At 59.5% G+C, this 22,392-nt stretch carries 23 protein-coding genes; 11 read left to right on the forward strand and 12 right to left on the reverse strand.

The annotated features are described in order from the left end of the window. The first annotated feature begins 73 nt into the window (after positions 1 to 73). Together ACR0K9_RS13620 and rplQ are read left to right on the forward strand one after the other, a co-directional pair. Positions 74 to 1,090, forward strand: coding sequence for a DNA-directed RNA polymerase subunit alpha (locus tag ACR0K9_RS13620; protein WP_170387759.1), 1,017 nt, complete (start codon positions 74 to 76; stop codon positions 1,088 to 1,090). Between the two features lie 173 nt (positions 1,091 to 1,263). Continuing rightward, positions 1,264 to 1,686: a 50S ribosomal protein L17 gene (gene rplQ, locus ACR0K9_RS13625; RefSeq protein ID WP_039538314.1), complete on the forward strand. Its 423-nt coding sequence runs from the start codon at positions 1,264 to 1,266 to the stop codon at positions 1,684 to 1,686. Positions 1,687 to 1,763: 77 nt separating this feature from the next. On the opposite strand, the gene ACR0K9_RS13630 is transcribed toward rplQ, so the two are convergent. Continuing rightward, complete coding sequence (locus tag ACR0K9_RS13630; RefSeq protein ID WP_480823930.1) at positions 1,764 to 2,696, reverse strand: TAXI family TRAP transporter solute-binding subunit; 933 nt, start codon at positions 2,694 to 2,696, stop codon at positions 1,764 to 1,766. Between the two features lie 192 nt (positions 2,697 to 2,888). Here ACR0K9_RS13630 and ACR0K9_RS13635 point away from each other — a divergent pair, with 192 nt between their 5' ends. The 9 genes from ACR0K9_RS13635 to ACR0K9_RS13675 all read left to right on the forward strand — a co-directional run bounded on the left by ACR0K9_RS13635 (position 2,889) and on the right by ACR0K9_RS13675 (position 12,906). Continuing rightward, the gene (locus ACR0K9_RS13635) at positions 2,889 to 4,274 is read left to right on the forward strand and encodes a trypsin-like peptidase domain-containing protein (RefSeq protein ID WP_480823932.1); all 1,386 of its coding nucleotides are present in this window, start codon (positions 2,889 to 2,891) and stop codon (positions 4,272 to 4,274) included. 3 nt (positions 4,275 to 4,277) lie between these two features. Next, positions 4,278 to 5,591: a replication-associated recombination protein A gene (locus tag ACR0K9_RS13640; protein ID WP_480823934.1), complete on the forward strand. Its 1,314-nt coding sequence runs from the start codon at positions 4,278 to 4,280 to the stop codon at positions 5,589 to 5,591. A 109-nt stretch (positions 5,592 to 5,700) separates the two neighbouring features. Continuing rightward, positions 5,701 to 6,744 carry an RluA family pseudouridine synthase gene (locus ACR0K9_RS13645; RefSeq protein WP_480823936.1) on the forward strand — a complete coding sequence of 348 codons (1,044 nt, stop codon included), beginning with the start codon at positions 5,701 to 5,703 and terminating at the stop codon, positions 6,742 to 6,744. Beyond that, positions 6,741 to 7,415 (forward strand): HAD-IA family hydrolase, encoded by a 675-nt coding sequence (locus ACR0K9_RS13650; RefSeq protein ID WP_480823938.1) that lies wholly within the window; start codon positions 6,741 to 6,743, stop codon positions 7,413 to 7,415. The genes ACR0K9_RS13645 and ACR0K9_RS13650 overlap by 4 nt, the downstream gene beginning before the upstream one ends. A gap of 1 nt (position 7,416) precedes the next feature. Beyond that, a complete protein-coding gene (locus ACR0K9_RS13655; protein WP_480823939.1) occupies positions 7,417 to 8,124 on the forward strand; it encodes an ATP12 family chaperone protein in 708 nt (235 codons plus the stop codon). Between the two features lie 206 nt (positions 8,125 to 8,330). Continuing rightward, positions 8,331 to 9,347 (forward strand): amino acid ABC transporter substrate-binding protein, encoded by a 1,017-nt coding sequence (locus ACR0K9_RS13660; protein ID WP_480534630.1) that lies wholly within the window; start codon positions 8,331 to 8,333, stop codon positions 9,345 to 9,347. A gap of 129 nt (positions 9,348 to 9,476) precedes the next feature. Continuing rightward, the gene (locus ACR0K9_RS13665; protein WP_480823941.1) at positions 9,477 to 10,745 is read left to right on the forward strand and encodes an amino acid ABC transporter permease; all 1,269 of its coding nucleotides are present in this window, start codon (positions 9,477 to 9,479) and stop codon (positions 10,743 to 10,745) included. A 1-nt stretch (position 10,746) separates the two neighbouring features. Beyond that, positions 10,747 to 12,102 (forward strand): amino acid ABC transporter permease, encoded by a 1,356-nt coding sequence (locus ACR0K9_RS13670; protein ID WP_480534635.1) that lies wholly within the window; start codon positions 10,747 to 10,749, stop codon positions 12,100 to 12,102. A 12-nt stretch (positions 12,103 to 12,114) separates the two neighbouring features. After that, positions 12,115 to 12,906 carry an amino acid ABC transporter ATP-binding protein gene (locus ACR0K9_RS13675; protein WP_480534637.1) on the forward strand — a complete coding sequence of 264 codons (792 nt, stop codon included), beginning with the start codon at positions 12,115 to 12,117 and terminating at the stop codon, positions 12,904 to 12,906. Positions 12,907 to 12,954: 48 nt separating this feature from the next. Here ACR0K9_RS13675 and ACR0K9_RS13680 read toward each other — a convergent pair whose 3' ends face one another. The 11 genes from ACR0K9_RS13680 to rnpA all read right to left on the reverse strand — a co-directional run bounded on the left by ACR0K9_RS13680 (position 12,955) and on the right by rnpA (position 22,391). Beyond that, the gene (locus ACR0K9_RS13680) at positions 12,955 to 13,449 is read right to left on the reverse strand and encodes a SixA phosphatase family protein (protein WP_480823943.1); all 495 of its coding nucleotides are present in this window, start codon (positions 13,447 to 13,449) and stop codon (positions 12,955 to 12,957) included. Further along, on the reverse strand, positions 13,446 to 14,048 hold the full coding sequence (locus ACR0K9_RS13685) for a ferredoxin (RefSeq protein ID WP_480823945.1): 603 nt from the start codon (positions 14,046 to 14,048) through the stop codon (positions 13,446 to 13,448). The genes ACR0K9_RS13680 and ACR0K9_RS13685 overlap by 4 nt, the downstream gene beginning before the upstream one ends. Positions 14,049 to 14,095: 47 nt before the next feature. Then, positions 14,096 to 14,890: a sterol desaturase family protein gene (locus tag ACR0K9_RS13690; RefSeq protein ID WP_480824193.1), complete on the reverse strand. Its 795-nt coding sequence runs from the start codon at positions 14,888 to 14,890 to the stop codon at positions 14,096 to 14,098. Between the two features lie 57 nt (positions 14,891 to 14,947). Continuing rightward, positions 14,948 to 15,811, reverse strand: coding sequence for an acetylglutamate kinase (gene argB / locus ACR0K9_RS13695; RefSeq protein WP_480534642.1), 864 nt, complete (start codon positions 15,809 to 15,811; stop codon positions 14,948 to 14,950). 60 nt (positions 15,812 to 15,871) lie between these two features. Continuing rightward, positions 15,872 to 16,525 carry a ribosome biogenesis GTP-binding protein YihA/YsxC gene (yihA, locus tag ACR0K9_RS13700; protein ID WP_480823947.1) on the reverse strand — a complete coding sequence of 218 codons (654 nt, stop codon included), beginning with the start codon at positions 16,523 to 16,525 and terminating at the stop codon, positions 15,872 to 15,874. Beyond that, the gene (locus ACR0K9_RS13705) at positions 16,522 to 17,259 is read right to left on the reverse strand and encodes an MOSC domain-containing protein (RefSeq protein WP_480823949.1); all 738 of its coding nucleotides are present in this window, start codon (positions 17,257 to 17,259) and stop codon (positions 16,522 to 16,524) included. Before ACR0K9_RS13705 ends, yihA begins: the two co-directional genes overlap by 4 nt. Continuing rightward, complete coding sequence (yidC, locus tag ACR0K9_RS13710; protein ID WP_480823951.1) at positions 17,256 to 19,079, reverse strand: membrane protein insertase YidC; 1,824 nt, start codon at positions 19,077 to 19,079, stop codon at positions 17,256 to 17,258. The genes ACR0K9_RS13705 and yidC overlap by 4 nt, the downstream gene beginning before the upstream one ends. Before the next feature lie 125 nt (positions 19,080 to 19,204). Further along, positions 19,205 to 20,743: a putative bifunctional diguanylate cyclase/phosphodiesterase gene (locus ACR0K9_RS13715; protein ID WP_480823953.1), complete on the reverse strand. Its 1,539-nt coding sequence runs from the start codon at positions 20,741 to 20,743 to the stop codon at positions 19,205 to 19,207. 72 nt (positions 20,744 to 20,815) lie between these two features. Then, entirely contained in the window at positions 20,816 to 21,700 is an 885-nt protein-coding gene (gene ttcA / locus ACR0K9_RS13720) for a tRNA 2-thiocytidine(32) synthetase TtcA (RefSeq protein WP_480823955.1), read from the reverse strand. Positions 21,701 to 21,744: 44 nt separating this feature from the next. Continuing rightward, the gene (gene yidD / locus ACR0K9_RS13725; protein ID WP_480823957.1) at positions 21,745 to 21,969 is read right to left on the reverse strand and encodes a membrane protein insertion efficiency factor YidD; all 225 of its coding nucleotides are present in this window, start codon (positions 21,967 to 21,969) and stop codon (positions 21,745 to 21,747) included. After that, positions 21,966 to 22,391 carry a ribonuclease P protein component gene (gene rnpA, locus ACR0K9_RS13730; RefSeq protein WP_480823959.1) on the reverse strand — a complete coding sequence of 142 codons (426 nt, stop codon included), beginning with the start codon at positions 22,389 to 22,391 and terminating at the stop codon, positions 21,966 to 21,968. The genes yidD and rnpA overlap by 4 nt, the downstream gene beginning before the upstream one ends. Position 22,392: the final 1 nt, after the last annotated feature.

The following is a 22,392-nucleotide window of genomic DNA, read 5'->3' on the forward strand; positions in this document are numbered from 1 at the left end:
CAGCACGTCATTTTGAACCTCGGGCGTCTGCACCTTGTTGGTCATGGGGCGCGGACAGGAATGGAGGGATTACATGATCCATAAGAATTGGGCAGAATTGATCAAGCCGACCCAGCTGGAAGCCAAGCCGGGCAACGATCCCGCACGTCAGGCAACGCTGGTTGCCGAGCCGCTGGAGCGTGGCTTTGGTCTGACCCTGGGCAACGCGCTGCGTCGTGTTCTGATGAGCAGCCTGCAAGGCGCTGCCATCACCAGCGTCCAGATCGACAACGTCCTGCACGAGTTCTCCTCGGTCGCAGGCGTGCGTGAAGATGTCACCGACATCATCCTGAACCTCAAGGGCGTGTCGCTGCGCATGGAAGTCGAAGGCCCCAAGCGCCTGTCGATCAATGCCAAAGGTCCCGCCGTTGTCACCGCAGGCGACATCAGCGAAAGCGCCGGTATCGAGGTTCTGAACCGCGACCACGTCATCTGCCACCTGGACGATGGCGCCGACCTGTTCATGGAACTGACCGTCAACACCGGCAAAGGCTACGTCTCGGCTGAGAAGAACAAGCCCGAAGACGCACCCATCGGCCTGATCCCGATCGACGCGATTTATTCGCCGGTCAAGAAGGTTGCCTATGACGTTCAGCCGACCCGTGAAGGTCAGGTTCTGGACTATGACAAGCTGACCCTGAAGATCGACACCGACGGTTCGATCACACCCGAGGATGCGCTGGCCTTCGCCGCTCGTATCCTGCAGGATCAGCTGTCGATCTTCGTCAACTTCGACGAGCCGGAATCGGCTGGCCGCCAGGACGAGGACGATGGTCTGGAGTTCAACCCGCTGCTGCTGAAGAAAGTGGACGAGCTGGAACTGTCGGTCCGTTCGGCAAACTGCCTGAAGAACGACAACATCGTTTACATCGGCGATCTGATCCAGAAGACCGAAGCTGAGATGCTGCGCACCCCGAACTTCGGCCGCAAGTCGCTGAACGAGATCAAGGAAGTGCTGTCCGGCATGGGTCTGCACCTCGGCATGGATGTCGAGGACTGGCCGCCCGACAACATCGAAGATCTGGCGAAGAAATTCGAAGACGCCTTTTAAGAAAGATGGGGTGAAACCCCATCCTACAAGAGCGCTTCAAAAGTAGGGTGGGGTTCTACCCCACCTCTTAATGCCCGGACTGCCGGGGACTGTATGGGCAATGACGCCCCAAGGAGAGCCGGTGACACGCATCGCTGGCCAGACAAAGTAAAACGCAAGATAGGAACTGAACAATGCGTCACGCACGTGGTTACCGCCGCCTGAACCGTACTCATGAGCACCGCAAGGCTCTGTTTGCAAACATGGCTGGCTCGCTCATCGAACATGAGCAGATCAAAACAACTCTGCCCAAGGCAAAAGAGCTGCGCCCGATCATCGAAAAGCTGGTCACACTGGGCAAGCGCGGCGACCTGCACGCCCGCCGTCAGGCCGCTGCACAGTTGAAAGAAGACAAAGACGTCGCCAAGCTGTTCGAAGTTTTGGGCCCTCGTTATGCCGAGCGTCAGGGCGGTTATGTCCGCATCCTGAAAGCAGGCTTCCGCTATGGCGACATGGCACCGATGGCGATCATCGAATTCGTTGATCGTGACGTCGACGCCAAAGGCGCGGCTGACAAAGCCCGCGTCGCTGCCGAAGAGGCCGCAGACGAAGAATAAAAAAGTCGGGCTTTCCGATTTCGACCCCCGCGTTTCTGACGCGGGGGTTTTTTGTTGTCGGGCCTGCTATCCGTGGATTATTTAATCCAACCTTGTTCCCGATAATACCGCTCGGCCCCCGGATGTAAGGGGGCAGGCAGGCTGTCGCGGATCATTGCAGACGGTTTCAGTCCGTTGAACGCCGGGTGCTGGCGCGCCAGTTCAGGCAGGCTTTCAAAACTGTTTTTGACGAATGCGTAGACATCGTTATCCGGCACTTCGGCGCTGCTCAGCAACGTTGCCTTATAGCCGAAGGTCTTTGTCGGTGATCCCAGCCCAACGTATACGTTTGCAGGGATTGTCGCGGGGCTAAGTGCTTTGGAACCTGAAATCATACGGTTAATCTCGGGCCCGGTTACCTTGATCAGTTGAATCGGACAGGATTGTGCGATCTTCTGAATCTGCCCTGAAGGGTAACCGACTACCGCTGCAATGGCATCAATCTTGCCTGCGCACAGAGCGCTGCCTTGCGCCTTTGTTTCATTGGGTTTGATGGTCTTAAAAGCAGATACATCCCAGTTTTTGGATTGAGGAATTTGCTGGACAAGGTGAGTGGCCGACCGCCCCAGTCGTACACGATTGCCGCTCAGGTCGCCGATATCGTTGATCCCAGAGTTCTTTCGCGTCACGATTGTCAAAGGCTCACTGTGAAGTGAGAACAAAGAACGAAGCGATGAATCTGCCCCTTTAGGGCGAAAATACCCCTTCCCATCAAGTGCTTGTTTGGCCCAATCTGATCGTACGACGATGATGTCGAACTTGCCTGCACGAAGCTTTGGAAGATTCTCTGTGGGCCCTTTCGTTGATCGGTTTCGGCATGCATAACCAGTTGTATCGGCCGCGAAGGATTTGCAGAGCAGATCGCCGACTTGAAAGTAGTATCCCCCTTTCCCTCCTGTTCCAAAAGTCAGCCGAGCTTCGGCAGCCTGAGAAACCGGCGCGATCAAGCCGATGATCGCCGTCAGGAGCAAAGTGGAAGGTCCGGGTGTCGTAGGCCTTTTCAGGCGAAAGATTTTAAACACAATAGGCCTGTTGCTGATGGTTCTATCGGCACGAGCATTCCATCGGTCTATGCCTTCGTCAATGCGGGGAATGATGCAACGCGCTTGCATTCCCGCGGCGGGCCTCGCATATCCGATGTGCAGTCAATCGACGGAAAGATCATGCGGAAAGTTCTGTGTTCACTCATGCTGGCGATGTTTGCGTCGTCGGCGTATGCCGAAACCAAAGTGCCAACATCCTCGGCCGAAATCAGCCTTGGCTTCGCCCCGGTGGTCAAACAGGCCTCGCCCGCCGTCGTCAATATCTACGCCAAGATCGTACGCGAAGGGCGGGTCAATCCGCTGTTCTCAGACCCGTTCTTTCAGGATTTCTTTGGCCGGGGTTTCAATGAGCCGCGCCAGCGTGTGCAGAACTCGCTGGGCTCCGGGGTGATCCTGTCTGAAGACGGCTATGTGGTCTCGAATTATCATGTGGTCGGCACCGCGACGGAAATTCGGGTGGTGACCACGGATCGGCGAGAATACTCGGCGCAGGTTGTGCTGGGCGACAAGGAAAGCGACATTGCGATCCTGAAGCTGGAAAAAGCCGAAGACCTGCCTTTCCTGACTTTGCGCGACTCAGATCAGGTCGAGGTGGGTGAGCTGACGCTTGCCATCGGCAACCCGTTTGGGGTGGGGCAGACCGTGTCGTCGGGCATCATCTCGGGGCTGGCGCGCACTGGCACCGCGACGGGCAATGCGCGAGGGTATTTCATTCAGACCGACGCGGCGATCAATCCGGGTAATTCCGGCGGAGCGCTGATCGACGTGAATGGCGATCTGATTGGCATCAACACCTCGATCCTGACCCGTTCGGGCGGGTCGAATGGGATCGGCTTTGCCATTCCGGCCAATCTGGTGGCCGAATTCCTGCGGCAGGCGCAGGACGGCAATGACAGTTTCATCAGTCCCTGGGCCGGGGTTTCCGGCCAGCATATGAGCGCGGATATCGCCGAGTCGCTGGGCCTGACCTTCCCCATGGGTGTGGTCATTTCCGACATTCATCCGCGCAGCCCGCTGGGCGAGGCTGGATTGCGGGTGGGTGATGTGGTCACGCATGTGGACGGGGATGAGGTGAACTCGCCCGCCGAAATGAAATTCCGCATGTCGGTGGCGGGGGTCGGCGGGACGTCCGTTCTGACCCGTCTGCGCGGCGATCAAAGCGCGGATGTCAGCGTCGCCCTGGTCAGGGCGCCGGACACGCCTGCGGCGGACGAGACGGTTCTGACCGACGGAACCGTGATGCCGGGTTTGACCGTCTCGCGTATCAATCCGGCGGTGATCACGCGGTTGCGGTTGCCTTTGTCTGTGGATGGTGTCGTGGTTGTCGATGCCGGTCGTTATGGCGGGCGATCCGGTCTACAGGTCGGAGATGTGCTGAGCCGTATCAACGGCACCGATATCGCCGCACCCGGCGACGTGATCGACGCGCTAACCAATCCGGGCCGCCGTCTGCAATTCGAGCTGCAGCGGGACGGGCGCACCGTGTCCTTGCGGTTCCGGTTGTAAGCCTTGGCGGATCTGTTCGATACCGGGTCGTCCGAACCTGCGGCCGCACTGCACCGTCCGCTGGCCGACCGGCTGCGCCCGCAGTCGCTGGCCGAGGTGATCGGGCAGGAACAGGTTCTGGGCCCGGATGCGCCGCTGGGGGTCATGCTGGCATCGGGCGGTCTTTCCAGCCTGATATTCTGGGGCCCGCCGGGGGTCGGCAAAACCACCATCGCGCGTCTTCTTGCACAAGAGACCGATCTGCATTTTGTTCAGATCAGTGCGATATTCACCGGCGTGCCGGACCTGAAGAAGGTTTTCGAGGCGGCAAAAATCCGGCGTCAGAACGGGCAGGGCACGCTGCTGTTCGTCGACGAAATCCATCGATTCAACAAGGCGCAACAGGACGGGTTTCTGCCGCATATGGAGGATGGCACCATCCTGCTGGTGGGAGCCACGACCGAGAACCCTTCGTTCGAGCTGAACGCCGCTGTGCTCAGCCGGTCGCAGGTGCTGGTGCTGGAACGGCTCAGTCTTGCCGATCTGGAACGTCTGACCCAACGCGCCGAGAAAGAGCTGGGCCGCGCCTTGCCACTGACCCCGGCAGCACGGGATGCGCTACAGGAGATGGCAGATGGCGACGGACGGGCGCTGTTGAACCTGATCGAACAGGTGGCCGCATGGAATGTCGAAGCTGCATTGACACCCGAAGCGTTGTCGACGCGGCTGATGCGGCGGGCCTCGAAATACGACAAATCGGGGGATGAGCATTACAATCTGATCTCGGCGCTGCACAAATCAGTGCGCGGGTCCGATCCCGATGCGGCGCTCTATTGGTTTGCGCGGATGCTGACGGGCGGGGAAGACCCTCGCTTTCTGGCCCGTCGCCTGACCCGCATGGCGGTCGAAGACATTGGTCTGGCCGATCCGCAGGCACAGGCGATCTGTTTGCAGGGATGGGAAACCTACGAACGCCTTGGTTCACCCGAAGGTGAGTTGGCGCTGGCGCAGGCTGTGGTCTATCTGGCGCTGGCCCCGAAATCGAACGGGACCTATGTGGGCTATAAGGCCGCGATGCGGTTGGCCAAGCAATCAGGCAGCGCGCCGCCGCCCAAACATATCCTGAATGCGCCGACATCACTGATGAAGGATCAGGGTTATGGCGCGGGCTATGCCTATGATCACGATGCCGAAGACGGGTTTTCCGGGCAGAACTATTTCCCCGACGACATGGAGCGGCCCGAGCTTTATCAGCCGGTCGAGCGCGGTTTTGAGCGTGAGTTGAAAAAGCGGCTGGACTATTTTTCGAAACTGCGTGCGCAACGGAACGCGCGATAGGCTCGGGTTGACTCTTCGTCCAATGCGCGCGACAGACGCGCATGTTTTCTAAGGCACTGAAACGGGTAAATTCCGGGCGGATCAGCCGCGCGGCGCAAGGGGCAATGGCATGAGTGGCGTGCAGATGATCACGGTGGCAGAAGGTGACGGCGACCAGAGGCTGGATCGCTGGCTGCGCCGCCTGTTCCCGCATGTCAGTCAGGGCCGGATCGAGAAGATGTGCCGCAAGGGTGAGTTGCGGGTTGATGGCGGACGGGTGAAAGCCTCGACCCGGCTGGAGGTCGGGCAGTCCGTGCGTGTGCCACCCCTGCCGGATGCTGATCACAAACCGGCTGAAGTGCGGCGCAGTATCTCGGATGCGGATACGAAGATGATCCAGTCCTGCGTGATCTACAAAGACGACCACGTTCTGGCGCTCAACAAGCCGCATGGCCTGCCGGTTCAGGGCGGCAGCGGTCAGACCCGCCACGTGGACAGCCTGTCCGAGGCACTGCGGTTTGGCTATGACGAGAACCCACGTCTTGTGCACCGGCTGGACAAGGATACTTCGGGCGTTCTGTTGATGGCCCGCACGCGCGAAGCGGCCAAGGGGCTGACCGCGGCGTTCCGGCATCGCAACACGCGCAAGATCTATTGGGCGCTGGTGGCCGGGGTGCCCACTCCCTACTTGGGTGAGATCAAGACCGGGCTGGTCAAGGCCTCGGGTCATGGCAAGCAGGGCGAAGGCGAGAAGATGATCGCCGTCCATTCCAGCGAGGTCAACGATACGCCCGGCGCGAAACGGGCGCATACGCTGTACGCCACGCTCTATCGTGTCGCCGGGCGCGCAGCCTGGGTGGCGATGGAGCCGGTCACGGGCCGCACCCATCAGCTGCGCGCACATATGGCGGCCATTGGGCACCCGATCATCGGGGATGGGAAATATGGTGGCTCGGGGCAGGAAAACCTCGGCGATGGCTGGGGCGCGCAACTGGGTGGCATCATCAGCAAGAAGTTGCACCTGCATGCGCGGCGTCTGTCCTTTGAACACCCGATGACCCGCAAAGCCATTTCGATCACCGCGCCGCTTCCGGATCACATGAAACACAGCTGGGACACGCTGGGCTGGACCGAAGACCTTGCCGCGGATGACCCGTTCGAGGAACTGCGATGACCGCGCCGCTACGGCTGGTTCTGTTCGATGTGGATGGCACTCTGGTCGACAGTCAGGGGGCGATTGTGTCGGCGATGACCGCTTGTTTTCAGGCGCTTTTGCTACCGGTGCCGGATCGCGCAGCCATCCTGTCCATTGTCGGCCTGTCCTTGCCGCATGCGATGGCACGTCTTGCGCCGGACCAATCAGACACCGTGCAAATGCAATTGGTCGAGGGTTACAAACAGGCCTATCATGCGCAACGGCTTGAACAGGGTGCGGCCAGTTCGCCGCTCTATCCCGGCGCGCGCGATGTGATCGAGGCATTGCACGGACGTGACGAGGTTCTGCTGGGCGTTGCCACAGGCAAATCTCAGCGCGGTCTGGAGGCGCTGCTCGAGGCGCATGATCTGGAGCGGTTTTTTGTAACCCGGCAAGTGGCGGATCATCACCCGTCGAAACCGCATCCTTCCATGATCGAAACCGCTCTGGCGGAAACCGGCGTTTTGGCGCAGCACGCGGCGATGATCGGGGATACCAGCTTTGACATGGAGATGGCCGCTGCCGCACGGGTCACCGGCATCGGGGTCAACTGGGGCTATCATGACCGATCCGCGTTGGGTGCGGCGCATACGGTGATCGAGAGTTTTGAACAATTGCCAGCAGAACTGGCCAGGATTTGGGGCGAATGAAATGAGAGACTGGAAACCCAAACGCTTCTGGACCTCCAGTACGGTGGTGGAGACCGAAGGCGGCCACACGGTCGAACTGGATGGCCGCCGCGTGAAAACGCCTGCCAAGGCGGCATTGGTTCTGCCCACGCAGGCAATGGCCGAGGCGGTTGCGGCCGAATGGGACGCGCAGGAAAAAGAGGTCGATCCGACCACCATGCCCTTCACCCGTTCCGCCAACGCAGCCATTGATAAGGTGGGCCACCAGCATGGCGAAGTTGCCGATATGCTAGCGGATTACGGCGATTCGGATTTGCTGTGTTATCGCGCGACACATCCCGAGGCGCTTCAGACCCGGCAGGCCGAAGCATGGGACCCGGCGCTCGATTGGGCCGCCGAGGCGTTGGGCGCGCGGCTGGTTCCGCGTGCCGGGGTCGTGCACCAACCCCAAAATCCCGTCGCGCTGGAGGCGTTGCGCACGCGGGTTCATGCCCTCACCCCGTTTCAACTGGCAGCGTTCCACGACCTTGTCAGCTTGTCCGGTTCATTGCTTCTTGGGTTCGCCGCAGCTGAGGATTGGCGCAACCCCGAGGACATCTGGCGTATGTCCAGACTTGATGAGCTTTGGCAGATCGAGCAGTGGGGTCACGATGACGAAGCGGATGCCGCCGCCCGGATCAAGGAGGCCGCATTTTTGCATGCAAAACGTTTCTTTGATCTCTCTTCCTGAGACTTCTTTTATCTGAATTACCTTTTTTGCCCCAAAATCCCTAACGTCGGCCTATCGATTTCGCTGATCCGGCCCTTGACGTTTGTTGATGAATACGCCCAAACTCGGGCCACTAAAGGGGAGATACCTTTTGGGTAACCTTTCTGGTGCCTATGCGCCGGATAGAACTGTCCCTGAAAGGGATAGAAAATCAGGAAGAGGTAAAAATGAAAAAATCCGTAATCTTGGGCGTTGCAACGATTGCAGGTCTGGCAGCTGGCGCTGCTGTGGCGGGGACCGTTGACGACGTCAAGGCGCGCGGCAAGCTGAACTGTGGTGTCGCCACCGGCGTACCCGGCTTTGCCAGCCCTGACGCCAATGGCGAATGGCAGGGCTTCGATGTCGCTGTCTGCCGCGCCGTAGCCGCCGCCGTTCTGGACGACCCGAGCGCTGTCGAATTCATTCCCACCACCGGCAAGACACGCTTTACCGCGCTTGCATCGGGTGAGATCGACATGCTGGCCCGTAACACCACCTGGACCTTCAGCCGCGATGTGGACCTGAAGTTCGAATTCGTCGGCATCAACTACTACGATGGTCAGGGCTTCATGGTTCCCAAGGCTCTGGGCGTAAGCTCGGCCAAGGAACTGGATGGCGCGACTGTCTGCATTCAGACCGGTACCACCACCGAGCTCAACCTGGCGGATTTCTTCCGCATCAACAACATGAGCTACGAGCCGGTTCCGATCGAAACCAACGCCGAAGCACAACAGCAGTATCTGGCTGGTGCGTGTGACGTTTACACCACCGACGCCTCGGGCCTGGCCGCAACCCGCGCCACGTTCGAAAACGCGTCGGATCACGTGATTCTGCCCGAAATCATCTCGAAAGAGCCGCTGGGGCCGCTGGTCCGTCACGGCGACAACGAGTGGGGCGATATCGTCCGCTGGACGCTGAACGCGCTGATCGCAGCCGAAGAAATGGGCGTCACGTCCGCCAATATCGACGAGATGTCGGCTGGTACGGACAACCCCGAAGTAAACCGTCTGCTGGGTAGCGAAGGCACCCTGGGCGAGATGCTGGGTCTGGACGCGACCTGGGCGCAGCGCGCCATCAAGGTCGGCGGCAACTATGGCGAAGTCTTTGCCAAGAACATCGGTGAAGAAACCCCGATCGGTCTGGCACGCGGTCTGAACGCACAGTGGACCGATGGCGGCCTGCTGTACGCACCGCCGTTCCGCTAAGACGCTTACGGAAAAGGGCGCAGGGCAACCTGCGCCCTTTTTTGCGAAGACAAATAAACAGTCCCGCACAGATTGAGCAGAGACAAACTCTGTCGACAAAAATGGGACGTTACGGGGATTACATAGGTCATGACGACTCTTACTGACCCGCCGAAGGAGCACTTCCGGCTGTCCATGCTCCTTTACGATACGCGGTACCGATCTGCGACCATCCAAGTCATCGCAATGATCGGGTTCATGCTTCTGGCAGCCTGGATTATTAGCAACACCATTCAGAACCTTGAAACGCTGGGCCGAACAGTCGGTTTCGGTTTTTTCAGCGAGCCGTCGAGCTATGACATCAACCAACGCCTGCTGGAATACGACTCGCGCGATACCCATCTGCGTGCGGCCTTAATAGGTCTGCTGAACACGCTGGTTGTGGCTGTTCTGGGCTGTATCACGGCAACGATCATCGGCGTCATGGTTGGTGTTCTGCGCCTGTCGAACAACTGGCTGGTCGCCCGCATCATGACCGTCTATGTCGAGATGTTCCGCAACGTTCCGGTTCTGCTTTGGATCGTGTTCGCCATGGCGATCCTGATCGAAAGCCTGCCTGCTCCGCGCGCCTTCCGGGGTGAAAATCCAGAAGCCACGATGGACCTGTTCGGCACGGTTGCTGTGACCAATCGCGGGGTCTATATCCCCGAGTTTCTGTTCTCGCGCGGTCTGGGCGACATCCACCTGTTTGGCACGTCGAGCCTGCGCTTTGATGTTTCGCTGGATCTGATCGCCTTCCTGATCGTTATTGGCGGCAGCATCTTTGCCATGCGCAAAGTGTCGGCCCGTGCCAATGCCACGCAGGAAGCAACCGGTGATCGTCCGACCATCTGGCACATCCAACTGGGCTTGCTGTTTGTGCCGTCGGGCATCCTGTTGACCGCACTGGGCTTCCATCTGGGCTATCCCGAGCTGAAGGGCTTTAACTTCACTGGCGGTACCCACCTGCGGAACTCGCTGATTGCCCTGTGGCTGGCCTTGTCGCTGTACACCGCAGCTTTCATCGCCGAGATCGTGCGTGCCGGTATTCTGGCCATTTCGAAAGGCCAGACCGAGGCGGCATCTGCACTGGGCCTGCGCCCGGGCCGCACGATGCGTCTGGTGATCCTGCCGCAGGCATTGCGGGTGATCATTCCGCCAATGATCTCGAACTATCTGAACCTGACCAAGAACTCGTCGCTGGCGATCGCGGTTGGATATATGGACATCACGGGTACCCTTGGTGGCATCACCATGAACCAGACCGGTCGTGAACTGGAATGTGTTCTGCTGCTGATGCTGGTCTATCTGACCATCTCGCTGAGCATTTCGGCGGTGATGAACTGGTACAACAACCGTGTCAAACTGGTGGAGCGGTAATATGAGTGATGTTTCATTTGTCCGCACGGAAATGTTGCCGGAACAGGCGCCACCCGCCTCAGAGGTGGGCGTACTGGGCTGGATCAGGCACAATCTGTTCTCAAGCTGGCTCAACGCCATTCTGACCATCATTTCGCTGTACTTCATCTACTACGTGCTTTCCAACATCCTGGCTTGGACGTTCGAATCCGTTTGGAACGCCAATTCCCTGTCAGAATGTCGTGAGATCATGATGGCGACATGGGGCGATACGCATGGTCATGCCTGCTGGGGTGTTATCAAGGACCGGTGGCTGCAATTGCTGTACGGTTTTTATCCGCCTTACCCGGCGCACCCGGATGCAACGTGGTCTAACCCGCCTGAGGCCGGCGGCTGGCCCGCCTATTTTCGGCCGAATCTGACTTTCATCCTGTTGCTTGTCGCGATTGCGCCGGTGCTGTTCACCAAATTACCGCGCAAACTTCTTTTCGTGACTGCGGCCTATCCGTTCCTTCTGCCTTGGCTGATGTGGGGTGGCAGCATCTGGGGGCCACTGATGGTCGCCGCCGGATTTGCAATTGGATATTTTGCGTACAAGCTTCTGCTTCCCATCGCAGGTTCGCTGGCGGCATTGATCCTGGCGATCGTATTGCCTGTTCTTTGGTGGTTGTTTGCCGCCGGTTCGGTTGCAGACACGATCAATTCAATCGTTCCGATCGGTATTGCCTCAGTTGAAAGCCGTGACTTTGGTGGCTTCATGCTGGCGATCCTGTTGGGCGTTGTGGCTATCGGTGTCTCGTTGCCCATCGGTATCGTTCTGGCACTCGGCCGTCAGTCCGATCTGATGATCGTCAAATACCTCTGCGTGGGCTTTATCGAGTTCATCCGGGGCGTGCCGCTGATCACTTTGCTGTTCGTGGCCTCGCTGCTGTTGAACCTGTTCCTGCCGCCGGGCACCAATTTTGATATCATCCTGCGGGTGATGATCATGATGACCCTGTTCTCGGCCGCCTATATGGCCGAGGTGATCCGGGGTGGTCTGGCTGCCCTGCCGCGCGGTCAGTACGAAGGGGCCGACAGTCTGGGCCTGAACTACTGGCAGGCGCAGCGGCTGATCATCATGCCGCAGGCTCTGAAAATCTCGATCCCGGGCATCGTGTCGACCTTTATCGGCATCTTCAAGGATACCACGCTGGTCTCGATCATCGGTCTGTTCGACGTGATCGGTCTGACCAACGGCATCCGTGCCGATACCGCCTGGAATGGCGTCTACTGGGAACTGTTTGCCTTTATTGGCGTTCTGTTCTTCGTCGTCTGCTTCTCCATGTCCCGTTATTCCATGTATCTGGAGCGCAAGCTTCAGACTGGCCATCGTTAAGGAGTTCAACATATGTCTGAACTTGCAATTGAACGCGAAATCGACCGCTCGAAAATGCAGGTGAGCGACGAGGTCGCCATCGAAATCAGCAACATGAACAAGTGGTACGGGTCCTTTCACGTGCTGCGCGACATCAATCTGACCGTCAATCAGGGCGAGCGGATCGTGATCGCGGGGCCGTCGGGGTCGGGCAAATCCACCCTGATCCGTTGTCTGAATGCGCTGGAAGAACACCAGCAGGGCACGATCGTCGTGGACGGGACCGAGCTGTCGAATGATCTGAAGAACATCGACAAGATCCGGTCCGAGGTTGGCATGGTGTTCCAGCACTTCAACCTGTTTCCGCATCTGACCATTCTGGAAAACTGCACGCTGGCCCCGATCTGGGTGCGCAAAACGCCCAAGAAAGAGGCTGAAGAGCGCGCGATGCATTTCCTGGAAAAGGTGAAAATCCCAGATCAGGCGCTGAAATATCCCGGTCAGCTGTCGGGTGGACAGCAGCAGCGTGTGGCGATTGCCCGCTCGCTGTGCATGATGCCGCGGATCATGTTGTTCGACGAACCGACATCGGCGCTGGACCCCGAGATGATCAAAGAGGTGCTCGACACCATGATCGAACTGGCCGAGGAAGGCATGACCATGCTGTGCGTGACCCACGAGATGGGTTTTGCCCGTCAGGTCGCCAACCGCGTGATCTTTATGGATGCCGGTCAGATCGTGGAACAGAACGAGCCGGAAGAGTTCTTCAACAACCCGCAGAGCGAACGGACCAAACTGTTCCTCAGCCAGATTCTGGGGCACTGATCCCGGCGAAACAGATGAAAAGGCGGGGTTTTACCCCGCCTTTATTCATTACAGCAACTCGCGCGGAATGGTGAAACCCTCGACAGCGCCGCTGTGCCATGTCACATCCATCCAGTTCTGAACTTCAAACCGGATCACGGTCGTCGCGCAGGTCGGGTAGTCATGAAATCTGGCATGGTCCGGCGGGTGCCGCACGATCCTTTCGGCAAACACAGCAATGCCCGGATTGTGACCGAGCATCAAAACAGCCTGTCCTTCGGCCCCGCGCAGAACCGCAAGCATGTCGTTCGCCCCCGCATGATACAGGTTCTGCGTGAATGTCATGATGGCGGCCTCAAGCCCCAACCGGTCCCAGGTCTCGCGCGTGCGGGCCGAGGTAGAGCTGATCACCTCATCCGGCAGCCAATCGTTCTGCCGTAGCCATGCGCCCACGGCGGGGGCAGATTTGCGACCGCGTTTATTCAGGGGGCGGTCATGGTCGATCTGGAACGGGTCATCCCAGCTGGACTTGGCGTGGCGCATCAGGATCAGGGTGCGGGTCATGAGGGGTGAAAGGCCCTCATATGGTGGGCGGACTGTTCCGGATCACGTCCTGCGCCGTCACTCAGCGGACAGGCAAGGCGGGCCAGGCAGCCACCGGTCATGCAGGTTTGCCCTTCGGCTGTGGAAAGATAGCCGTGGCAGGCGTCGACGTTATAGAAGCTGCGGTCATTCAATGCCTCTACCGGGCAGCTCTGCGCGCAGGGGGCGGGGCATGTCGTGCAGGGAGAGGCAGCAGTTGTTTCGGGGATTGCGAATTCCTCGCCAAAATGCAGCGCCCCCCGGTATGAGATCAGCATGCCGACCGTATCATGCACCAAAGCTCCCACGGGGCTGCTGAACGTACGCCCGGATTTCAGCGCCCAGTCAATAAACGGTGCATAAGGCGGGCCGCCAAACGGGTAGTAGGGCGTTGCGCCCAGCTCAGAGGCCATCTGCCCAACGACACGCGTGGACCAACGGTCTACGGGATTCTCTTTGCCATCTGCCCACTCGGGCGAGGCTTTGAGTGCGGGCCAGAATTCCGCAGCGGTTCCAAGCAGGACCAGCGTACCACTGTTCAGCTGTGCTGCACCGCTGGTTCTGGGGTGTTGAGCGCCCATAACGATCAGGCCCGCCTTAATGGCAGCTTCCCTGATGTCTGAGTATGTCACTTTCGTCGAAACGGAAGCAACAGGCTCCACCCCAGTTGTGTTGGCCGATCGTCTTGCCATTGCAGCCCTATTTCCATTTTGTCATGCCCGTCACCGGGCTGTGCCACGTAGGTTCCCAGCAGCCGATCCCAGATCGAAAGAGCAAAACCGTAGTTGCTGTCATGTTCTTCCCGAAGGACTGAATGATGCACCCGGTGCATATCAGGCGTCACGAGAACCCTACGCAATACGGCGTCCGCAGCAAGGGGGAGTTTCAGGTTGGAGTGATTGAACAATGCTGTGCCATTCAGCAGTATCTCGAACAGAATGACTGCCACCGCACTGGGTCCCAACACGTATATCAGCCCGAGTTTGAGGACCATGGACAATGCGATTTCAATCGGATGGAAGCGAATGGCCGTTGTCACATCCATATCCCGGTCGGCATGATGCACCCGATGCAAGCGCCACAGCATTGGCACCTTGTGGGTCACGAGATGCTGAAGCCAGATCGCAAAATCGAGAACCAGAATACTCAGAACAAGTTCGAACCAATCAGGCCAATCGAGCTTGTTGAACAATCCCAAACCGTTCTGACCCGCGTCGATGGCAGCCCCCACCGCAAGAAGTGGAAAGCCAATCGCCATGGCCCTCAGTGTCACGGCGTTCAATATCGTGATTGACAGGTTGGTCAGCCAGCGCCGTCTCCGCACACATTTGCGTGCTCGGCGCGGTGCCAGCGCTTCAGCGGCAGCAAAGAGTGCAAAGAGCACCAGAAATGTGCTCAGGCGGATGATGGTTTCATTTTCCACACATTCATGTTCAGGCATATCTATGCCCGACACAAGCCTGCCCAGTTCACATAGGCGTCAGTCGGGGCGGATCAGCGATCCGGCACCGTGCTCGGTGAACAGTTCCAGCAACACCGCATTGGGTGCGCGACCATCCAGAATGACCACTGCACGCACGCCGCTGTGCAATGCGTCCAGCGCGGTTTCGGTTTTCGGGATCATCCCGCCCGCGATGGTGCCTTCGCGGGTCATCTCGCGGATCTGGCCGGCCTTGAGTTCGGTCACGACCTCTCCGGCGGCGTTCTTGACGCCCGAGACATCGGTCAGCAGCAACAGGCGGTCGGCCTTCAATGCCGAGGCAATCGCCCCCGCAGCCGTGTCGCCATTGACGTTGAACGTCTCGCCATTGCGGCCCGCACCCAGGGGTGCGATCACCGGGATCATGTCATGCGAGAACAGATCGTGCAGGACCTTCGGGTTCATCTCGACCGGAGTGCCAACAAAGCCAAGCGAGGCATCGGTCTGATCGCAGGTCATCAGGTTGGCGTCCTTGCCCGACAGGCCCACGGCCATGCCACCCTGATCATTGATCGCCTGCACGATGCGCTTGTTCACAAGGCCGGACAGCACCATCTCGACCACCTCGACGGTGGCTTTGTCAGTGACACGCTTGCCGCCCACGAAATCGGACTGGATGTCCAGCTTGTCCAGCATCGCATTGATCATCGGACCGCCGCCATGCACCACGACCGGGTTCACTCCCACTTGACGCATCAGCACCACATCGCGGGCAAAGCTTTCCATCGCCTCGTCGCTGCCCATGGCGTGTCCGCCCAGCTTGATGACGACGATAGCCCCGTCATAGCGCTGCAGATAAGGCAGTGCGCTGTTCAAAGTGGCGGCGGTGGCGATCCAGTCCCGGTTCATGTCTCGTGTCTTCATGGCTGTCTGTCCTCTGGTCCACCCTGTTAGGGCGTTTGGACGGGGCTGCCAAGAGGCAAGCTATTCCAGATGCGAGATGATCGAGCGCAGGGTCGGAATGCCGTCGCCCTTCTCGGACGAGGTCAGGACGATTTCCGGGTAGGCAGCGGGGTGTTTCGACAAGGCGCCACGGACCTGATCCAGCACCTTTTCCCGGTCCTTGGCTTTGACCTTGTCGGCTTTGGTCATCACGCATTGAAAGGTCACGGCGCTGGTGTCCAGCAGCTTCATGATTTCATTGTCCACCGGTTTCACCCCGTGGCGCGAGTCGATCAGTACAAAGGCCCGGCGCAGGGTTTGCCGCCCGGCGAGATACTGCTTGAGCAGTCGCTGCCATTTCTCGACCACCTTGACCGGCGCATTGGCAAAGCCATAGCCGGGCAGGTCGACCAGATAGAGCTCGGGGCCTTGGGTGAAAAAGTTGATCTCTTGCGTACGGCCCGGCGTGTTCGAGGCGCGGGCCAGCCCCTTGGTGCCGGTCAGCGCGTTGATCAGGCTGGATTTACCGACATTCGAGCGGCCCGCAAAGCAGACCTCCAGCCGATCCGGGGCGGGCAGGCCGTTCATGGCGACCACGCCTTTGACAAACTCCGACGGTCCGGCAAACAGCTTGCGCCCATGTTCCAGCGCCAAGGTGTCCGGGTCTTCGGCCAATGGGAAGGGCAGGGTGGTCATAGTATCTGAACCTTGTCTCCGACGCGGATCGTGCCGCCTTGGATCACCTCGGCATAAACGCCGAAATCCTGGTGGTCCCAGCTGTTCAGCGCGCCCAGCGTATCCGCATCCCGCACACCCGTCTCGGGGTTGGCGGTGGTCGCCAGACAGCGTGTGATACGTTCGCGCACGTGGAACACTGCCTCGCCAATCTGGATGTCCTTGCCAATCCAGTCGAATTCTTCCCAAAGGGGCAGGCCATCGAACCAGACATTGCCGCGCCAGCGTGCGATGGACAGATCGCAGCCGAGCTTCTGTTCGACGGCCCGGTGCGAGGCCATGTTGCACAGGCTGATTGACGGAAAATCGCTGTCGGTCATGCCGCGCCCGGGGACGCGAATGATCCGGGCCGAGGCCGCCCGGTCCGCCGGCATCAACGGTTTCACCCATTCCAGAAAACGGTCTTGGTCGCGGTCCGGCGCAAAGCTCAGATCCGGTCTGTCCGGATGGCTAAGAGTGACGGTGTCTTCGTCCAACCGTGCCGAGATCGCCATCAGGCCGGGCGCTTTGGCCCCTCGGCTGAAATTGGCGCAGGGCACCCATTCCGACCCGTCCGCTGCAGAGGCTTCATGTGCGACCGCCCAAACACGATCCCCGGGCATGGTCTGCCCGGGGGTCATGGTGACGTGATCAAGGCTTTCACGCCCGTGGCTTTTGATCGGATGCCGCCACAGGTCGGTGACCGCTCCGCTCATTTGTCGCCCGTCTTGGGGGTGCGCTTGAAGCCGGATTTGATGTTGCCGAACACATCGGGCGTGTAACCCTGGCTGCGCATGATCAGGTACTGCTGTGTGAAGGTGATCGTGTTGTTCGCGATCCAGTAAACCACCAGGCCGCTGGCAAAACCGCCCAGCATGAACATGAACACCCACGGCATCCAGGCAAAGATCATCGCCTGCGTCGCATCGGTTGGTGCCGGGTTCAGCTTCTGCTGCAGCCACATCGAGATACCCAGCAACAGCGGCAGGATTCCGATGAAGATCAGCGCCATGAAGCTTTCGGGCGCGGGCGCCGCCCAAGGCAACCAGCCAAAGAAGTTGTAGATCGAGGTCGGATCCGGCGCGCTGAGGTCCTGGAACGGGCCAAACCAGGGGGCTTGGCGCAGTTCGATGGTGACGAAAATCACTTTATACAGCGAGAAGAAGATCGGAATCTGCATCAGGATTGGCAGACAGCCCGCGGCGGGGTTCACCTTTTCCTTTTTGTACAGCTCCATCATGCCCTGCTGCATCTTCTGACGGTCGTCGCCGGCAGCCTCTTTCAGGGCCTCCATCTGCGGCTGCAGTTCCTTCATCTTCGCCATCGAGACGTAGGATTTGAAGGCCAGCGGGAACAGGATCGCCTTGATGATCAGCGTGAGGCCGATGATGGACCAGCCCATGTTACCGATCAGGGCGTTGATGTTGTGCAGCAGCCAGAAGATCGGCTTGGTCAGGAAGAAGAACCAGCCCCAGTCGATGCTGTCGATAAACTTCTGCACGCCTTCGCTCTGGTATTCGCGAATGGCTTCCCATTCCTTGGCACCGGCGAACAAGCGGGTGCTGACCTCTTCGGTTGCGCCCGGGGCCACGGTCAGCGTCGGCAGCACAGTTTCCGTCTGATAAATCTTGCGGCGCGAGTCATATTTGGCGGCGGCTTTGAAGGCCGAGCCGGGGTCGGGGATCAGCGTGGTCATCCAATAGTGGTCGGTGAAGCCGATCCAGCCATCTTCCTTGACCTGATAGACCTCGGCTTGCGCACGCTCATTCGGGTCGATGTCGAAATCGCGCACATCGCCATAATCGACCTCGGTCAGGGTGCCGTCGGCCATGCCGATCACGCCTTCATGCAGGATGAAGAAATTCTTGAGGCCCGGCAGGTCGCCATCTTCACCGATGCCATGGCGGGCCAGAATGCCATAGGGGGCCATGCTGACCTCGGACTGGGTGGCGTTTTCGACCGATTGGGCCACCGTGAACATATAGTCCTCGTCAACCGAGATGGTGCGGCGGAAGGTCAGGCCATTGCCATTGTCCCAGGCCAATGTGATCGGTGTACCCACCCCTAGTGCGTCGCCTTGTTCAAGCGTCCAAAGGGTGTTGGGGCCCGGAACGTCGCTGCCGGTTACGCCAGAGCCGGGAGCCCAGCCATAAAGCGCGTAGTAGGCAGAGTCCGAACCAACCGGCGACAGCAATTCGACGATAGGTGCGCCTTCGTCGATCGAGACTTTGTAGTCCTTCAGAAACAGCTCATCGATGCGGCCACCGGACAGCGACAGGCTGCCTTTCAGGCGCGGCGTGTCGATCTCGACACGCGGGGCTTGTTCTTCGGGCAGTGCTTCGTCTGCAGCAGCGGTCGCTTCCCCAACCGTGCCTGCGGCATTGGGTGTTTGAACCTGATCTTCTTCAAGGGTTGCAATCCCGGCCTCTTCTTGTGTCGCGGTTGGTTCCGGCGGTGGGAACAGGACGAACCAGACCAGGATCACCAGAAAGCTGAGCGCGGTTGCGAGGATGAGATTCTTATTCTGATCGTCCATCGGGGACAGCCACCTTAAGCAGTGAAACACACCCGCTGGGTTCAACAGAGTGCAGCCCCAAAGGTCAAGCGGAATCGCCCGCCAATTCGCCGCAACCCGGTATTCGTTGGGTCACAATCGCCGATTCAACCCAATTTGCGGCTGATCTTGGGGGCCCCCTTGATCTTGGCCCTGTGTGCGACGATCCAATCCTGTGTCTGCTCAAACGGCATGGGTTTGGCGATGCCAAAGCCCTGAACATGGTCGCTTCCCAATTGTGCCATCAGCGCATGTTCTCCGGCGGTCTCGACACCTTCGGCGAGAGTTTCGAGATTCAGCCGTTCCGCCATGGTCAAGATGGCGCTGACAAGCTGCTGCTGGCCGGGGTCCTGATCCGCCTTGGCCACGAAGGAACGGTCAATCTTGATGCGCGACACGTCAAACCGCTTGATTGATGCGATCGACGCATGGCCGGTGCCGAAATCATCAAGGTCGATGCAGCACCCAAGCGCGGACAGGCTGGTGACATTCCGGGTGATCACATCGTCGGGGCGGCGCGAAAACACGGTTTCCAGAACTTCCACCACCAGCCGGTCCGGGGTCAGGTCAAACTGGTCCAGCTCCCACTTCAACCGATCGACGAGGCCGGGGTTGCGCAGCTCATCGGATGAGAAATTGACGCCGATCCTAGGCACGGCCAGACCGGCGCGATCCCATTTCTGCATGGCCTCGATCGCGTGATGCCGTATCACCTGACCCAGACGTTCCATCAGATCGGCCTGTTCGGCAAAGGGCAGGAACACCTGCGGGCCAAGAACCCCTTTCCCCGGATGCTCCCAACGGGCAAGCGCCTCGAAGCCCGTGATGTTGCCGGTATCGGTCGAGATCTGCGGTTGAAACCACGGGCGGATCTCACCCTGATCCAGCGCGGTCTCGAAATCCCGTCTGAGATTGGCCCGGACCAGCGACCGGCGTCGCGTTTCGGTCGAATAGGCACGGATGTTTGAGGGGCCATTACGCTGCGCCTCGGACAGGGCCGCGCTGGCCCCGTCGATCCATTCCTGCGCATCCGCCTCCTGCAGATCGGACAGCAGACAGAAACCGACCGAGCAGGACAGGTAGACGCTGGCGCCGCTCAGCAACACCGGGTCCTCAATCGCGCTTTGAATGCGACCCGACGTCTGGATGCAGGCCTCAAGATCAAGATGGGGCGAGGGTTGAAGGCCGATCAAATACCGGTTCTGGCCCATCTGCGTAAAGACATCATGATTTCGGATCATCGCCAGAATCCGATCACTGAATTGCAAAGCGACATGGTTCGCGGCCGCTTGCCCATGCACATCCAGAAGATCGGCATAGTCATCCAGCGACACGGCGATGCAGGCCGCGTTTTCACCACGAGCCTTCGCGATCTCGCTCAGAACCTGCATCTCGGCCTGAAACACGTCGTTTGCAACCAAGCCCGAAGGCCGCACGCCCGGGCTGGTCGCCTTATGCAGCCGATCGCCCCAGCCGGTCGCGGCGCTGACCAGTGGCAGGCCAAGCGCTGTGACCAGCAAGGAAACCTCTCCGCCCAGCCAGAAAGCGGCCAGACAGGCGGCAGGTACAAAGGCAAGCGCCTGTGGCCCGGTCAGGGCAGTGCGCAGCGTTTCAAGAATTCGGTCAACAGAGACAATTTTCCGCATCGGTTTTTGACGGCCTTCCGCAGGATCGTGGATCGCACAGGCCAACCGTAGGAAAGCTATCTGAGTCAGACGTTAACGCAGCTGCGGAATTTCGTCCGAATTTTCGTCTTTTTGAATCGGATCGAGCGAAAGGTTCGCGAAATCGAACAGTTTGGGATCCAGCAGATGCGAGGGGCGGGCATTGGTCAGTGCCCGGAACATCACCTGCCGACGCCCCGGCGCGTTCTTTTCCCATTGGTCGAGAATCTGCTTTACCTGCTGCCGTTGCAGCCCGTCCTGACTGCCGCACAGGTCACAGGGAATGATGGGGTAGTTCATCGCATTGGCGAATTTCCCGCAATCCGCCTCGGCCACATGGGCGAGGGGGCGGTAAACGAACAGGTCCCCTTCCTCATTCACCAGTTTGGGCGGCATTGTTGCCAGCCGCCCGCCGTGGAACAGGTTCATAAAAAAGGTCTCGAGGATGTCGTCGCGGTGGTGACCCAGCACAACCGCCGAGCAGCCTTCCTCGCGCGCAATCCGATAGAGATTGCCCCGTCGCAAACGCGAACATAGCGCGCAATAGGTGCGGCCCTGTGGGACCTTGTCCATGACAACGGAATAAGTGTCCTGATATTCGATGCGATGGGGCACGCCCATACGGCTCAGGAACTCGGGCAGGACGGTCGCGGGAAAACCCGGTTGACCCTGATCCAGATTGCAGGCCAGCAGGTCAACTGGCAGCAGCCCGCGCCATTTCAGCTCATAAAGCACCGCCAGAAGGGTATAGCTGTCCTTGCCGCCCGACAGACAGACCAGCCACCGGGGTGTTTTGCCCTCGGTGCTGCGATCCACCATCCCATAATGCTCGATGGCTTCGCGGGTTTGGCGTACGATGCGTTTGCGCAGCTTCTTGTATTCGGTGGTCGAGGGCGCATCGGCAAAGAGCGGATGGATGTCGTCGGCTTCATCGAACATTGGGCGGGCCTATCTTAGCTTGGTGAACCGGGCAAGGGGCGGTGTTATTCGTCGGGCACAGGGTCATAGCCATCGCCGCCCCACGGATGGCACCGGCCGATACGCCGCGCAGCCAGCCATGTGCCTTTGACGGGTCCATGCTTTTCCAGTGCTTCAAGGGCGTAGGCCGAACAGGTCGGTTGATAGCGGCAATTGAACCCGACCCATGGGCTGAAGATCAGCCGATAGGCCCGGACGGGCAATGCAAGGATATGCGCAAACAGGTTCATTTTCCCCCGCCGTGCATTTTGCGCAGGGCATAGCGCAGATCGTCTTTCAGCGCCTCGAAGGGGCGGGCAGCGGTGACTTCGGCGCGGCCGATCAACACGTAATCCCAGCCCGCAAGACCCTGAACCGGCAGAACCGCGCGCGCAGCTTCGCGCAGGCGGCGCTTGGCGCGGTTGCGGGCCACGGCATTGCCGACCTTTTTGGAACAGGTGAATCCGACGCGAATGCCCGGGGCCTCATCCGGGCCACGTTTCCGCGCCTGCACCATCATCGAGGATGTGCCCTGCCGCTTTGCCCGCGCGGCCTTCAGAAAATCCGAGCGATTCTGTAATACGGTCAGAGTTTCGGGCGCGCAAACGGACGCCGCCGGGGGCTTCACCCTCGGCTGGTTGCTACCATCCTCAGGGGCCTCCGGCGGCGTCATG

Source organism: Ruegeria sp. L12 (assembly GCF_056531745.1).

Coding starts and splice junctions, on each gene's coding strand:
- ACR0K9_RS13670 (WP_480534635.1), top strand. CDS start 10,747: ATGAGTGATGTTTCATTTGTCCGCACGGAAATGTTGCCGGAACAGGCG.
- ACR0K9_RS13635 (WP_480823932.1), top strand. CDS start 2,889: ATGCGGAAAGTTCTGTGTTCACTCATGCTGGCGATGTTTGCGTCGTCG.
- ACR0K9_RS13645 (WP_480823936.1), top strand. CDS start 5,701: ATGAGTGGCGTGCAGATGATCACGGTGGCAGAAGGTGACGGCGACCAG.
- ACR0K9_RS13665 (WP_480823941.1), top strand. CDS start 9,477: ATGACGACTCTTACTGACCCGCCGAAGGAGCACTTCCGGCTGTCCATG.
- ACR0K9_RS13675 (WP_480534637.1), top strand. CDS start 12,115: ATGTCTGAACTTGCAATTGAACGCGAAATCGACCGCTCGAAAATGCAG.
- ACR0K9_RS13650 (WP_480823938.1), top strand. CDS start 6,741: ATGACCGCGCCGCTACGGCTGGTTCTGTTCGATGTGGATGGCACTCTG.
- rplQ (WP_039538314.1), top strand. CDS start 1,264: ATGCGTCACGCACGTGGTTACCGCCGCCTGAACCGTACTCATGAGCAC.
- argB (WP_480534642.1), bottom strand. CDS start 15,811: ATGAAGACACGAGACATGAACCGGGACTGGATCGCCACCGCCGCCACT.
- ACR0K9_RS13655 (WP_480823939.1), top strand. CDS start 7,417: ATGAGAGACTGGAAACCCAAACGCTTCTGGACCTCCAGTACGGTGGTG.
- ACR0K9_RS13705 (WP_480823949.1), bottom strand. CDS start 17,259: ATGAGCGGAGCGGTCACCGACCTGTGGCGGCATCCGATCAAAAGCCAC.
- yihA (WP_480823947.1), bottom strand. CDS start 16,525: ATGACCACCCTGCCCTTCCCATTGGCCGAAGACCCGGACACCTTGGCG.
- ttcA (WP_480823955.1), bottom strand. CDS start 21,700: ATGTTCGATGAAGCCGACGACATCCATCCGCTCTTTGCCGATGCGCCC.
- ACR0K9_RS13680 (WP_480823943.1), bottom strand. CDS start 13,449: ATGACCCGCACCCTGATCCTGATGCGCCACGCCAAGTCCAGCTGGGAT.
- ACR0K9_RS13620 (WP_170387759.1), top strand. CDS start 74: ATGATCCATAAGAATTGGGCAGAATTGATCAAGCCGACCCAGCTGGAA.
- yidC (WP_480823951.1), bottom strand. CDS start 19,079: ATGGACGATCAGAATAAGAATCTCATCCTCGCAACCGCGCTCAGCTTT.
- ACR0K9_RS13685 (WP_480823945.1), bottom strand. CDS start 14,048: ATGGGCGCTCAACACCCCAGAACCAGCGGTGCAGCACAGCTGAACAGT.
- ACR0K9_RS13715 (WP_480823953.1), bottom strand. CDS start 20,743: ATGCGGAAAATTGTCTCTGTTGACCGAATTCTTGAAACGCTGCGCACT.
- ACR0K9_RS13660 (WP_480534630.1), top strand. CDS start 8,331: ATGAAAAAATCCGTAATCTTGGGCGTTGCAACGATTGCAGGTCTGGCA.
- yidD (WP_480823957.1), bottom strand. CDS start 21,969: ATGAACCTGTTTGCGCATATCCTTGCATTGCCCGTCCGGGCCTATCGG.
- rnpA (WP_480823959.1), bottom strand. CDS start 22,391: ATGACGCCGCCGGAGGCCCCTGAGGATGGTAGCAACCAGCCGAGGGTG.